We start from the raw sequence: 12,617 nt of genomic DNA on the forward strand, positions 1-12,617 counted from the left end.
TCCGCGCGGCGGCGTTCTACGCCGTCGGGTCAGTTCTATCGGGGATCTCCATGAAGCTTGCGTCCATCGCCGCCGTCCTGGCGCTTACCGCGGCCTCGGCCGCCAGCGCCCAGCAGGCCTCCGACTGGCGGACGCCCGACCCCGAGAACATCCTGGTGGTGGACACCAACAAGGGCCGGATCATCGTGGAGCTGTCGCCCGAGACGGCGCCGAACCACGTGGCGCGGGTGCGCGACCTGGCCAAGGCCCACTTCTATGACGGCCTGACCTTTTTCCGGGTGATCGACAGCTTCATGGCCCAGACCGGCGACCCCAAGAACGACGGCACCGGCGGCTCCGACCAGCCCAATCTGGCGGCCGAGTTCCTGTTCCGTCGCGGCCCCGGCTATGTCCCAGCGGGCAAGGCCGGAACGGTCGAGATGGGCTTCGTCGGCTCCCTGCCGGTCTACAGCCAGAACAGCGCCCTGGCGGCCATGACCGCCGACGGCAAGGTGGCCGCCTGGGGCGCCTTCTGTCCCGGCGTGCTGGGCATGGCCCGGGCCGGCGACCCCGACAGCGCCAACAGCCAGTTCTTCTTCATGCGCCAGCACTATGCGTCGCTGGAAAAGACCTACACCCCGTTCGGCCGCGCCCTGACCGGCATCGAGGCCATCCGCGCGATCAAGACCGGCGAACCCGTCCCCGACCCGCAGGACAAGATGCTGACCGTCCGCGTGCTGTCCGACATGCCCGCCGCCCAGCGCCCGTCCATCCAGGTGATGGACACCCGTTCGGCGGCCTTCGCGGCGCTGGTCGCCAAGAAGCGGGCCGAGATGGGCGGGGCGTTCGGGCCGTGCGACGTCGACGTGCCGGTGAAGGTGAAGTGATGATCCGCCCGTCGGTCGCCGCGGTCGCCGTTCTCTCGAGCCTCGTCGCGGTGGGCGCCACCCAGGCCGCGCCGAAGATCGCGCCGCCCAAGGCCGCCGACTGGCGGACGCCGGCGGCGCAGGACGTGGTGGTGATCGACACCAACAAGGGCCGGGTGATCCTGGAGCTGATCCCCGAGGTCGCCCCCGGCCACGTGGCGCGTTTCCAGGAGCTGACCCGCGAAGGGGTCTATGACGGCCGCACCTTCTTCCGGGTGATCGACCGCTTCATGGCCCAGACCGGCGATCCGGACGACACCGGCGAGGGCGGCACGAAGAAGCCCAACCTGAAGGCCGAGTTCACCTTCCGCCGCGACGCCGCCACGCCGTTCGTGGCCGCCGCCGCCCCGGCCGGGACCGAGGTGGGCCTGCTCAAGTCGCTGCCGGTCGTCAGCCAGGCGTGGAGCTGGGCCGAGGTCACCTCGGACAAGAAGGTCTCGGCCTGGGGGACCTACTGCCCCGGCGTGGTCGGCGAGGCCCGGGACGAGGCCGTCGATTCCGCCAACAGCCAGTTCTTCCTGATGCGCCAGCCCTATCCGTCGCTGGACAAGCGCTACACCGCCTTCGGCCGGGTTCTGGTCGGGCTGGACGTGGTGCGGGCCATCAAGACCGGCGAGCCGGTCGAGAAGCCGCAGGACCGGATGATCAAGGTGCGGCTGCTGGCCGACATCCCGCCGGCCGAGCGCCCGACGGTGCGGGTCGTCGATCCCGCCAGCCCCTGGTTCAAGGCCGAGATCGCCCGCAAGCGCGCGGCCCGTGGGGCGGATTTCTCGGTCTGCGACCTCGATCTGGCGGTCGATGTTCGTTAGGCCGCAGGCTGGGCCGTAGCAATTGATCCGCGTTCGGGATTCAACCGGGCGGTTTCCCGCTTGCCGAAAGCGGGCTAGAAGCCTTGCGACTCCTCCAATCCTCAAGGGATGACCATGTCGGCCGACCTCGAAAACACCCTGATCCTGACGCTTGAGACCGGCCCGGTCACGATCAAGATGCGTCCCGACCTGGCCCCTGGGCACGTGGACCGCATCAAGGAACTGGTCCGCGAAGGCTTCTATGACGGCGTCGTCTTCCACCGCGTGATCCCGGGTTTCATGGCCCAGGGCGGCGACCCGACCGGCACCGGCCGCGGCGGTTCGGCCAAGCCGGACATCAAGGCCGAGTTCTCCAAGGAGCCGCACGTGCGCGGCGTCTGCTCGATGGCCCGCACCCCCGATCCGAACTCGGCCAACAGCCAGTTCTTCATCGTGTTCGACGACGCCACCTTCCTGGACAACCAGTACACCGTCTGGGGCCAGGTGGTCGAAGGCATGGAGAACGTCGATTCCCTGCCGACCGGCGAGCCGCCGCGCAACCCGGGCAAGATCCTCAGCGCCAAGATCGCCGCCGACGCCTGAGCGCCGCGCTTTCGGAACGGAAAAGGCCCCGGGAGACCGGGGCCTTTTTGCTGGGCGCTCGCCGGCCGGCCTCAGCGGGCGAGGGTCGCCACCACCGGCCGATGATCCGACCCCAGGCTTGGGCCGCGCTCGACCTTCACCGTCTCCCACGCCTTGCCGGCATAGACCTGGTCGATCGGCAGGACGGGGAACGGGGCCTTGGCGATGCGGATGAACTGGCCGGTCGGCCAGCTGGCCAGGGCGCGGGTGCGGCGCTCCAGGCCCAAGGCCCTGTCCTGCCGGCGCAGGCCCCACGACCAGGGCGTGGCGTTGAAGTCGCCGGTCACGATCAGGCTGTCCTTCGCGAAGGGCGCGACCTTTTTCGCCAGCAGGCGGCTTTGCGCCTGCCAGCGGCCGGCCGGGACCGGCCAGACGAAGTGGGTCCCCACTACGGTGACGTCGCCGCCGGGGTGGCGCAGCGTCGCCTGCGTCGCGACCAGGCTTTCGCCGTCTCCATAGAAATCGTGCTCGTCGACGATCGGCCACCGGCTATGGATCCGGGTGTCGCAGCCGTATTTGGCGTGGCACGTGGTGCTGTACGGATAGGCCTTCTTCAGCGCGCGCAGGACCCGCCAGGCGTTGCCGCCGGATTCCTCGGTGATCACCACGTCGGCGTTCTGCTTCAGGATCCAGGCCGCGGTTTCCGGCGGGGCGTCGTTCTCGGCCCACAGATTGAACTGGATCAGCTTCAGCGTGGCCGCGCCCTTGCCCGGCGCCTCGGCCGGTCGGAGCGTCGACAGCAGCTCGGGCCCCATCAGCACGAGCAGGGCGGCGATCCCCAAGGCGGCGACGGCCACCAGCGCCCGACGCTCATCGTCGCGCGAGGCCAGGACGGCCAGGATCAGGCCCAGGACGCTGCAGACCATCCACAGCGGGGCGGCGTGGGTCAGGACGTCCAGCCAGTCGCTGAACGCGCCCCCCAGGCAGGCAACGCCGGCGACCGCGCCGACCAGGCACAGCATCAGCGCCGTGCCGCGCAGGAACAGGTTGGTGAGATGGAGGATCAGCCGCATCCGCTGGCCCTTAGCACGCCGGCGCGACGTTCGCCCCAGGCTAGTCGCCGCCGAAGTACTGGAAGACGATGTTGCGGAATTGATGCTCGCCGACCTGCAGCACGCCGGTCAGGACGGGCTTCGGTTCGCCGGGGCCGGCGGCCTTGGCGGACTTCAGCGCCTGAAGGTCGAAGGCGCCGGTGAAGGTCACCTGGCCAAGGTCCGGATCGACGCCATGGAAGCTGACCTCCCGGGCGTCGACGCGATAGGCGGTCGGCATCACCCGGATCGACACCGTGCGACCCGTCTGGCCCAGTTCGTTCTCCGCCGTCGGGCTGGCGACGTCGTCGAAGGCCATGAAGATCGGCGCATAGGCCGCCGGGCGCTTGCCGGCTTCCCAATCGGCGAAATCGTCGGCCTGGCCGATGTCCAGCGAGGCCAGTTTCAGGTCGCCGGACTGTACGACGGCGTCGGTGAGGTAGACGCCTTGGCTGTCGAGCTTCGGGTCGTGAGAGAAGGTCACCGGCGCGGGCGGAGCGGCGGCCGGGGCGGTCGACGGTGCGGGCGCGGCTTCGGCCGTCTTGACCTCGGTCGCCGGCTTGCAGGCGGCGACGGCCAAGCAGGCCAGCAGGGCCGGCAGGCGACGGTCGATGGTGCTCATGGCTCCTCCGTTTCAGGCCTGGAAAGGCAGGATGGCGACCGATGCGGCGGTTTGTCCATCGAAGCTTGGCTGGGCCCGTCGCGCCTCGGCGCTTGACCTCGACGTCCCGTCGTGGCCTTGAAGCCGCCCCATGCGCCTGTCCGACTTCGATTTCCACCTGCCCGACGAGGCGATCGCCCTGCGGCCGGCCGAGCCGCGGGATTCCGCGCGGCTGCTGGTGGTCAAGCCGGGCGAGGGGCTGGAAGACCGGGTCGTGCGCGACCTGCCCGACTTCCTGCGGCCCGGCGACGCCCTGGTGTTCAATGACACCCGCGTGATCCCGGCCCGGCTGATGGGCCGCCGGGCGGCGCGGGAGACCGGCGGCGGCGACGGCTCGCCGGTGGCGGTCGAGGCCACCCTGCACCGACGGGTCGCCCCAGACCGCTGGATCGCCTTCATGCGGCCGGGCAAGCGGCTGAAGGCGGGCGACCGCATCGCCTTCGGTCACGACGCCGCCAAGGGGGGAGGGGACAGGGCCTGCCTGGCCGGCCTGCTGGACGCCACCGTGGTCGCCAAGCACGAAGGCGGCGAGATCGAGCTGGCCTTCGACTTCGCCGGCGTCGACCTGGACCTGGCGGTGGCCGCCCACGGCGAGATGCCGCTGCCGCCGTATATCGCCGCCAAGCGCGCCGAGGACGATCGCGACCGGGCCGACTACCAGACCGTCTACGCCCGCGAGGACGGCTCGGTGGCCGCCCCGACCGCCGGCCTGCACTTCACCCCCGACCTGATGGAACGGTTGAAGGCGCGGGGTGTGTCCCTGCACTTCGTCACCCTGCACGTCGGCGCGGGCACCTTCCTGCCGGTCAAGACCGACGTGATCGCCGAACACCGGATGCACGCCGAGTTCGGCGAGGTGCCCGCCGCGGTCGCCGACGCCCTGAACGCCGTCCGCGCCGCCGGCGGCCGCATCGTCTGCGTCGGCACCACCAGCCTGCGGCTGCTGGAAAGCGCCACGGGCGAGGATGGCGTGATCAAGCCGTTCGCCGACGAGACCGCGATCTTCATCACCCCCGGCTACCGCTTCCGCGCCGCCGACGTGCTGATGACCAACTTCCACCTGCCCAAATCGACCCTGTTCATGCTGGTCAGCGCCTTCGCCGGCCAGGCGACGATGAAGGCGGCCTATGAACACGCGATCGCCACCGGCTATCGCTTCTATTCCTATGGCGACGGCAGCCTGCTGTTCCGCGCCGATCCTGAGCAGACCTGATGGCCGCCTTTCCCTTCGAGATCTCCGCCACTGACGGCGCGGCGCGGACCGGGGTGCTGAGGACGCCTCGCGGCGACATCCGCACCCCGGCCTTCATGCCGGTGGGCACGGCGGCGACGGTCAAGGCGATGACCGTCGATCAGGTCAAGGCCACCGGCGCGGACATCATCCTGGGCAACACCTACCACCTGATGCTGCGGCCCGGCGCCGAGCGGGTGAAGCGCCTGGGCGGACTGCACAAGTTCATGCGCTGGGACCGGCCGATCCTGACCGACAGCGGCGGCTTCCAGGTGATGAGCCTGTCGGGGATCAGCAAGGTCACCGAGGAGGCCGTCACCTTCTCCAGCCACATCGACGGCTCCAAGCACGTGCTGAGCCCCGAGCGGTCGATGGAGATCCAGGCCGACCTGCTGGGCAGCGACATCGTCATGCAACTGGACGAGTGCGTGGCCTGGCCGGCCGAGGAGGCCAGGGCGCGCCAGGGCATGGAACTGTCGGCCCGCTGGGGCAAGCGCTCGAAGGCCGCGTTCGGCACGCGGGATGCCCAGGCCCTGTTCGGCATCCAGCAGGGCTCGACCTTCCGCGACCTGCGCCAGGAGTCGTCGGAGCGCCTGCAGGAGATCGGCTTCGACGGTTACGCCCTGGGCGGGCTTGCCGTCGGCGAGGGCCACGCGGCCATGTGCGAGGTGCTGGACTACGCGCCCGCCATGCTGCCGGCCGACCGGCCGCGCTACCTGATGGGCGTGGGCAAGCCGATCGACCTGGTCGAGGCGGTCTGGCGCGGCGTCGACATGTTCGACTGCGTGCTGCCCACCCGCTCAGGCCGCCACGGCCAGGCCTGGACCTGGGACGGGGCGATCAATATCAAGAACGCCCGCTACGCCGAGGACGAAGACCCGCTGGACGAGGCCAGCGACTGCCCGGCCAGCCGCGACTATTCCAAGGCCTATCTGCGCCACCTGTTCAAGGCCGAGGAGATCCTCGGCCAGGTGCTGCTGTCCTGGCACAACATCGCCTTCTTCCAGGCCCTGACGGCGGCCATGCGGACGGCGATCGCCGAGGGCCGGTTCGAGCAGTTCCGGCGGGACTTCGCCGCGCGCCAGCAGGGCGGCTAGGGGCGTCGCGCGGAAAAAGCGGACGCCGGTTTTCCGCAGAGGCGATGCGAAAATATCTAGCGGTCAGGCCGGCCGGTAGATTTGCGCCACCGCGCCGCCCGGGAAGGCCTTCGAGCTGACCAGCTTGAGGGGCCTGGGCGCAGCCAGGTCCGAGAACAGCGGCAGGCCCTTGCCCAGCGCCACCGGGGCGACGATCAAGGCGAACTGGTCGACCAGCCCCTGGGCGACGAGGCTGCGCGCAAAGCTGGCGCCGCCGTGGGCGATGATCGGCTTGCCGTCCTGGGCCTTCAACGCCGCGATCTCCTCCGCCAGGTCGCCGCTCGCCACATAGGCCTGGGCCCAGGTCTCCGCGTTGGGCTGCAGCGCCACGGATTGCTCGGCCCCCGCGCGGGCGCGGGCGGCGTCGAGCGCGGCCGTCGTGGTCGCGGTCTCCAGGATCGCCGGCCCCTGGCGGGAGAAGACGGCCTTGGGGATCTGGTTCATCGGCGCGGCGAACGGGTCGGCGGAGGTTTGCCAATACGGGGCCATGGCCTGGAAGCTGCGGCTGCCCATGATGTGCAGGCTGGCGTCCCAGATATAGTCCACGCCCCAGGCCTTGGCCTCCTGGTCGGCGCCGAACATCCATCGGTTCACGCCCTCCAGGTCGCTCACGAAACCGTCGACCGACATGGCCATCTTCAGGATCAGGTCTCTCATGGCGTCCTCCTCTTGCTGGTCTCGATGCGAGGACGGACCAGATCGACGACTCCCGACAGCGGGCGATCATTTTTCAGCGGCGCCAAACACCCATTCCGAAAACACCGGCCGCAAGTCGCGGCCGCTGGAGGCTTCCATCGCCCTCTGGAAGTCGAGGCTGGTGACGACGCCGCCGGCGTGCGCGCGGGTGTAGCGCCGCAGGCCGGCCCAGAAGGCGTCTTCGCCCAGCACGGTGCGCAGATGATCCATGAAAAGCGCGCCCTTGCTGTACTGGACCGCCCGTCGGGTCGCCAGGGTGGGATAGGTCCCTTCCCAGGCCAGAGGCTTGTCGAAGCCCGCCGCCCGCGCCTTGTCCAGCCGGCTCCTCGCGACGGCCAGTTCGGCCTCGTAGGCGGCGCGCCCGTACCGGTGCTCCTTCCAGGCGGCGGTCATGAAGGTCGTGACGCCCTCGTTGAGCCAGAAGTCCTGGAGCGTCGCGCAGGTGACGAGATTGCCCCACCATTGGTGGGCCAGTTCGTGGGCGATGGCCCAGTCCTCGGCGGGGTCGTCCGCTTTCGTCGCCAGCGCGTCGACGCCCAGCACGGCATAGGTCGCCGCTTCCTGCGCTTCGCGCCCCTGCACCAGGAGCTGGCTGTATTCGGAGACCGGGAGGGGGACGCCAGCCTTGTCGGAGAGGAACCGGACCATGGGGCCCGTCTCGGCGAACCGCCGTTTCAGCTCGGCCGCGTCGGCCGTCTCGCCGAGGTAGGAGAGCCTGGCTGGGCCGACGCGGTCGTCGGCGCGGGCGAACCGGCCGACCGCGAAGCCGAACAGATAGGCCGAATAGGGCCGGGGCGCCGCCCACCGGTGGACCTCACCCCCGTCCGGCGCCGTCCGCCGGGCGACCCTGCGGCCGACCGAGAGCGTGTCCAGGCCGGCCGGCACGTGCAGCGCCAGCGAGAACGCCGCCTTGTCGCCGAACCGATCCTGTACGCACACCATCCAGTCGCAGGCGAAATAGCTGGTGTAGAGCGCGGTCGCCGAGCTGGACAGGCCGCGCGCCGGTCGGCCGTGATAGGTCAGCTCCAGCTTGACGCTGCGCCCTCGCGCCAGCGGCTTGGCCAGGTCGAGGTGAAGGCCGTCGGCCTGGGAACGGACGACCACCCGGACGCCGTCGATGGTCGCGGTGTCGATGCTCAGCGCATTGCTCGAGAAGCTGAGTCGCTGGAGCCGATCGGCGGTCGCGCGCAGCGTGATCACCTCGCGCCCGGCCACCGTCCTGTCCTGGATGTTCGGCGTCAGCGCCAGGTCGTAGCGCGTGACGTCGAACCCCTCGCCGGGGTCTGCGGCGGCCAGGGTCGGGCTCACGAGCAGAGATGCCGCGACCGCGGCCGCGATGCTGGTCAGGCGCACTTCGGCTCCCTTCATGGCGGATGCAACGCGGCCGCTCGACGACCCGGCGACGTCAGGCACGCCGGCTACCAGACCTTGTAGAAAGGCTTTTTCTTCTTCTTGGCCGGCGGAGGCGCCGGTTGCTCGGGCGGTGCGTCGGCGGCAGGCGCGTCGGCCGCCGGGGCGTTGACCGGCGTATCGGCCGCGGGCGTCTCGACGACCGGGGTCTCGGCCCCGGGCTCGTCCTTCTGCCAGGGGAAGCGCTTTTCGACGATCGGCGCGGCGGGCTTGGCCAGGTGCTGGGGCGTGGCCGGCGGATCGCAGCCGCGCGCCTCGCCCAGCCCCTTCAGATAGGCCCGGCGGATCGCGCCGGAGGCCATGGCGCTCTGCACCAGCTTGTCGTGCTTTTCGGCGCCGCTGAGCTTGCGGACCCAGCCGCGCATCGGGATCAGGTCCTGGGCGGCGCTGGCCATGGCGCCGAACGCCGCCGAGCCGGCCATCCGCTTGCCGCGGTCCATCAGGTCCTCGTCGTCCTCGGGCGGACGGCGGTCGACGTCCTCGCCCAGGGCCAGGTCCAGCGGGGCGACCATCGAGATCAGGATATCGCAGCTGATCTTCTTGCCCGGCGGGCGGGCATAGGGATCGGCCATCGCCTCCAGCAGGACCGGCGGGATCTTGGTGCGCAGCAGGTTCATGTCGCGCAGCGGCGCCCCGGCCGCCCCGGTGATGCCGTCCTTGTTGGCGTCCGAGGTCGTCTGGATCTTCTGCGGCGGGGGCTCCGACTTGGACGCGCAGGCGGCCAGCAGGGGAACGACGATCGCGAGAAGCACCAGACTGCGCATGCGGCCAACCTAACGCCAGGATGCGGCGTTCGTCATCTCCCTCCGCGCACGAAAGCATGCTTGCGGGTCGGGCGGCCCCCGACTATGGTCCGCGCCGCTTCCACCGGCCTCCCGCCGTGTCGATGCGGGCCGGTAGCTCAGTGGTAGAGCATTCGACTTTTAATCGAATGGTCCTGGGTTCGAATCCCAGCCGGCCCACCAAACCTTCTTTGAAATGATTGACCAAAACCCACCGCTTCGGCGGTTCGGGTCGAGGCTCGCCGTGCGCCCGGACGAAGGCTGGAGAGATCGCCTGGGCTGTTTCGTTCGAGTCGCCCCGTCGAATCGATTCTCCGGGGGCAGGAGGAGGGGGCGACGGTTGGCGCAGGCGGCGCGCGAGTTGTAGGCGACACTGAAAGTTGAATCGTCTAGCAGTGTCGTCGGGGCAAGACGGAGTCGGCGTTTGGCGGCGGGGGCTGGTGTGGATCGCAACGCGGCGTCGCCGGGTTTCGACGGCGCGTCGGACGCTTTCGCGCGCGCCCACGACGCCCTGTTGCGCGGCAAGGACCTGCAGTTCCAGCCGACCGCCGCGCCCAAGCCGCCGGATGTCCCCGACTGGCTGCTGGCCGTCGGCAAGGCCCTGGGGGCCGCGGCGCCCTACCTGACCTACGTGTTCTGGGGCTGCCTGATCCTGGGGGCGGCGGTCATCCTGTATTTCCTGGGGCGCGAACTGATCGCCACGCGCTGGCCGTCCCTCAAGCCGCACAAGGGCCCGGTCCTGGGCGACGAGGCCTGGCGGCCCAGCGCCGCCAAGGCGCGGACGCTGCTGGAGGACGCCGACCGGCTGGCCGCCGCCGGCCGCTTCGCCGAGGCGGTGCACCTGATCCTGTTCCGCAGCATCGAGGACATCGAGGGCAAGCGGCCGGACCTGATCAAGCCGGCCCTGACCAGCCGAGACATCGCCCAGCTGGACGGCGTGCCCGAGCGCGTGCGCCGCACCTTCAGCCAGATCGCCCGGGTGGTGGAGCGCAGCTTCTTCGGCGGGCGGCCGGTGGACGCCGACGAATTCGCCGCCTGCCGCCAGGCCTATGAGGGCTTCGCCTTCAACGAGGCCTGGCGATGAGCGACGCGCAGGCCGAGCCGGCCACGGCCATGCCTGGCGACGGGGACAAGGGGCTGTTCTCGCCCAAGGTCGTGCTGGGCATGATCATGGCCGGGGTCTTCGGCTTTTCGGCCTTCGTGGTGCTGTCGACCTACGCGCCGGATCTGCAGTCGGGCGACAACGGCCGGGCCCACGCGCTGTCGAAGTCGGCGGTGGGTTATGGCGGCATGGTGCGCCTGCTGCGGAACCTGAACGAGCCGGTGATCGTCAGCCGTCGCGACCTTCGGCGCGAAGAACCCGCCCTGATCATCTTCACGCCGGAATCCAGCCTGTCGCGGGACGCCTACGTCAAGGCGGCCCAGCTGTCGTCCCGCACCCTGGTGGTGCTTCCCAAATGGACGGGCGGGCTGGATCCGCGTCATCCGGGCTGGGTGGGCGGCCTGGAGCCCGTGGAGCCCAAGGACCTGGCCGGGCTGCTCAAGGCCATCGGGATTCCCAAGGCCTCGACCACGATCGACAAGGCGACCGCGTCGCAGAGGCTGGCCGGCGCTCCGGGCGGACTGGCCGAGGGGCTGGTGCTGGAGACCGGCCCCGTCCGCAACCTGCAGACCTTGTCCGGTCCAGGCCTGACGCCGGTGCTGGTCGACGGCAAGGGGAGGATGGTCCTGGCGCGCCGCGCGCCGACCGAAACCTATGTCCTGGCCGATCCCGATCTCCTGAACACCATGGGCCTGAAGGACGTCCGGACGGCCCGCGCCGGCGTCGAGATCCTGCGGGTGTTGCGCGACGACCGGTCCGGCATCTATCGACGCGACACGGGCCGGACCATCGCCTTCGACGCCACGCTGAACGGCTTCGCGCGGTCGCAGAGCCTCCTGAAGCTGGCCTTCGAGGCCCCGTTCGTCGGGGCGACCCTGTGCCTGGTGGCCGCGGCCCTGCTGATGGGTCTGCACGCCGCCGCCCGGTTCCGCGCCATGCGGCGGGGCGAGCGGGCGCTGGCGCTGGGCAAGGAGGCCCTGATCGACAATTCCGCCGGCCTGATCCGCATGGCCCGCCGCGAGCCGGCCCTGGCCCCGCGCTACGCCGAGCTGCAGCGCGCCGCCGCCGTCCGGGCCCTGGGCGGCGCGGGGCGCGGCGGCCAGCGCCTGGAGGGCCAGGCCTTGATCGATTTCCTGGACCGCCAGGGCCAGCGCTTCGGCGCGGCCGATAGCGCCTCGGCCCTGGACGAAGAAACCCGGACGGTCCGTTCCTTGGGCGACCTGATGAAGGTCGCCGTCCGATGGCATCAGTGGAGACTGGAGATGACCCGTGAACGTCGCTGAGGTGCAGGCGCTCGCCGGCAGGATCCGCGCCCAGACGGCCAAGGCCGTGGTGGGCCAGAACGACACCATCGACCTGATGCTGACGGCCCTGTTCGCCGGCGGCCACGTGCTGCTGGAAGGCCCGCCCGGCACGGCCAAGACCTTCCTGGCCCAGTGCTTCGCCCAGGCGGTGAACCTGCAGTTCGGCCGCATCCAGTTCACGCCCGACCTGATGCCGGGCGACATCCTGGGCGCCAACCTGTTCAACTTCCAGACCAGCGCCTTCACCCTGGTCAAGGGGCCGATCTTCTGCGAGCTGCTGCTGGCCGACGAGATCAACCGCACCCCGCCCAAGACCCAGGCCGCCCTGCTGGAAGCCATGCAGGAGCGCAATGTCACCCTGGACGGCGAGCGCCACGCGCTCAGCGACCGCTTCATGGTGGTGGCCACCCAGAACCCGCTGGAGCAGCAGGGCACCTATCCGCTGCCCGAAGCCCAGCTGGACCGCTTCCTGTTCAAGCACGTGCTGGCCTATCCCAGCCTGGCCGAGGAGACCGCCATCGTCGCCAGCCACGGCGGCCGCACGGGCCAGCCCTCGCCGGAAGCGTTCGGTGTCGAGGCGGCCGGCGACACCGCCACGATCGGCGAGGCCGTGGCCGCCGTGGCGTCCGTGCGCCTGACCGACGACATCGTCCGCTACATCGTCGGCGTGGTGCGGGCCACCCGCGACACAGGCGAGCTGTCGGGCGGAGCCTCGCCGCGCTGCGCGGCCATGCTGGCCGTGGCGTCCCGGGCCCGCGCGGCCCTGGAAGGTCGCGACTACGTGATCCCCGACGACGTCAAGGCCCTGGCCCTGCCGGCCCTGCGCCACCGGGTGATCCTGTCGCCGGCCGCCGAGATCGAGGGCCGCAAGGTCGACGACGTGGTGCGCGGCCTGGTCGACCAGGTCGAGGCCCCGCGATGAGCCCGGT

General features: G+C 70.5%; 13 protein-coding genes and 1 tRNA gene. 9 read left to right on the forward strand and 5 right to left on the reverse strand.

Features of this window, described 5'->3' with window-relative positions:
- Nucleotides 1-50 precede the first annotated feature (50 nt).
- The 3 genes from G3M57_RS11670 (at nucleotide 51) to G3M57_RS11680 (ending at nucleotide 2,296) form a co-directional block, all read left to right on the forward strand.
- Nucleotides 51-866 carry a peptidylprolyl isomerase gene (locus G3M57_RS11670; protein WP_163230645.1) on the forward strand — a complete coding sequence of 272 codons (816 nt, stop codon included), beginning with the start codon at nucleotides 51-53 and terminating at the stop codon, nucleotides 864-866.
- Nucleotides 866-1,714: a peptidylprolyl isomerase gene (locus tag G3M57_RS11675; RefSeq protein WP_163230647.1), complete on the forward strand. Its 849-nt coding sequence runs from the start codon at nucleotides 866-868 to the stop codon at nucleotides 1,712-1,714. Before G3M57_RS11670 ends, G3M57_RS11675 begins: the two co-directional genes overlap by 1 nt.
- Nucleotides 1,715-1,828: 114 nt before the next feature.
- A complete protein-coding gene (locus G3M57_RS11680; protein ID WP_035077308.1) occupies nucleotides 1,829-2,296 on the forward strand; it encodes a peptidylprolyl isomerase in 468 nt (155 codons plus the stop codon).
- 71 nt (nucleotides 2,297-2,367) lie between these two features.
- Here G3M57_RS11680 and G3M57_RS11685 read toward each other — a convergent pair whose 3' ends face one another.
- Together G3M57_RS11685 and G3M57_RS11690 are read right to left on the reverse strand one after the other, a co-directional pair.
- The gene (locus tag G3M57_RS11685) at nucleotides 2,368-3,348 is read right to left on the reverse strand and encodes an endonuclease/exonuclease/phosphatase family protein (RefSeq protein WP_163230649.1); all 981 of its coding nucleotides are present in this window, start codon (nucleotides 3,346-3,348) and stop codon (nucleotides 2,368-2,370) included.
- A gap of 40 nt (nucleotides 3,349-3,388) precedes the next feature.
- Nucleotides 3,389-3,988, reverse strand: coding sequence for a hypothetical protein (locus G3M57_RS11690; protein WP_163230651.1), 600 nt, complete (start codon nucleotides 3,986-3,988; stop codon nucleotides 3,389-3,391).
- Nucleotides 3,989-4,118: 130 nt separating this feature from the next.
- Between G3M57_RS11690 and queA the strand changes: the two genes are divergently transcribed.
- Both queA and tgt read left to right on the forward strand, forming a co-directional pair.
- Nucleotides 4,119-5,240: a tRNA preQ1(34) S-adenosylmethionine ribosyltransferase-isomerase QueA gene (gene queA, locus G3M57_RS11695; RefSeq protein ID WP_163230653.1), complete on the forward strand. Its 1,122-nt coding sequence runs from the start codon at nucleotides 4,119-4,121 to the stop codon at nucleotides 5,238-5,240.
- Nucleotides 5,240-6,355: a tRNA guanosine(34) transglycosylase Tgt gene (gene tgt, locus G3M57_RS11700; RefSeq protein ID WP_163230655.1), complete on the forward strand. Its 1,116-nt coding sequence runs from the start codon at nucleotides 5,240-5,242 to the stop codon at nucleotides 6,353-6,355. Before queA ends, tgt begins: the two co-directional genes overlap by 1 nt.
- Nucleotides 6,356-6,418: 63 nt before the next feature.
- Here the strand turns inward: tgt and G3M57_RS11705 are convergent, their stop codons facing one another.
- The 3 genes from G3M57_RS11705 to G3M57_RS11715 form a co-directional block, all read right to left on the reverse strand.
- Nucleotides 6,419-7,051 (reverse strand): dihydrofolate reductase family protein, encoded by a 633-nt coding sequence (locus G3M57_RS11705; protein WP_163230657.1) that lies wholly within the window; start codon nucleotides 7,049-7,051, stop codon nucleotides 6,419-6,421.
- A 66-nt stretch (nucleotides 7,052-7,117) separates the two neighbouring features.
- Nucleotides 7,118-8,458 (reverse strand): M1 family metallopeptidase, encoded by a 1,341-nt coding sequence (locus G3M57_RS11710; protein ID WP_163230659.1) that lies wholly within the window; start codon nucleotides 8,456-8,458, stop codon nucleotides 7,118-7,120.
- A 50-nt stretch (nucleotides 8,459-8,508) separates the two neighbouring features.
- A complete protein-coding gene (locus G3M57_RS11715; protein ID WP_056751377.1) occupies nucleotides 8,509-9,264 on the reverse strand; it encodes a hypothetical protein in 756 nt (251 codons plus the stop codon).
- 126 nt (nucleotides 9,265-9,390) lie between these two features.
- On the opposite strand from G3M57_RS11715, the gene G3M57_RS11720 reads away from it, so the two are divergent.
- From G3M57_RS11720 to G3M57_RS11735, 4 genes are all read left to right on the forward strand, one after another.
- Nucleotides 9,391-9,465: transfer RNA gene (locus tag G3M57_RS11720), tRNA-Lys, on the forward strand.
- Nucleotides 9,466-9,724: 259 nt separating this feature from the next.
- Nucleotides 9,725-10,366: a DUF4129 domain-containing protein gene (locus G3M57_RS11725; RefSeq protein WP_208789672.1), complete on the forward strand. Its 642-nt coding sequence runs from the start codon at nucleotides 9,725-9,727 to the stop codon at nucleotides 10,364-10,366.
- Nucleotides 10,363-11,667 carry a hypothetical protein gene (locus G3M57_RS11730; protein ID WP_163230663.1) on the forward strand — a complete coding sequence of 435 codons (1,305 nt, stop codon included), beginning with the start codon at nucleotides 10,363-10,365 and terminating at the stop codon, nucleotides 11,665-11,667. The genes G3M57_RS11725 and G3M57_RS11730 overlap by 4 nt, the downstream gene beginning before the upstream one ends.
- Nucleotides 11,654-12,610 (forward strand): AAA family ATPase, encoded by a 957-nt coding sequence (locus G3M57_RS11735; RefSeq protein ID WP_056751369.1) that lies wholly within the window; start codon nucleotides 11,654-11,656, stop codon nucleotides 12,608-12,610. The genes G3M57_RS11730 and G3M57_RS11735 overlap by 14 nt, the downstream gene beginning before the upstream one ends.
- Nucleotides 12,611-12,617 lie beyond the last annotated feature (7 nt).

Source organism: Caulobacter rhizosphaerae (genome assembly GCF_010977555.1).
GTDB lineage: Bacteria > Pseudomonadota > Alphaproteobacteria > Caulobacterales > Caulobacteraceae > Caulobacter > Caulobacter rhizosphaerae.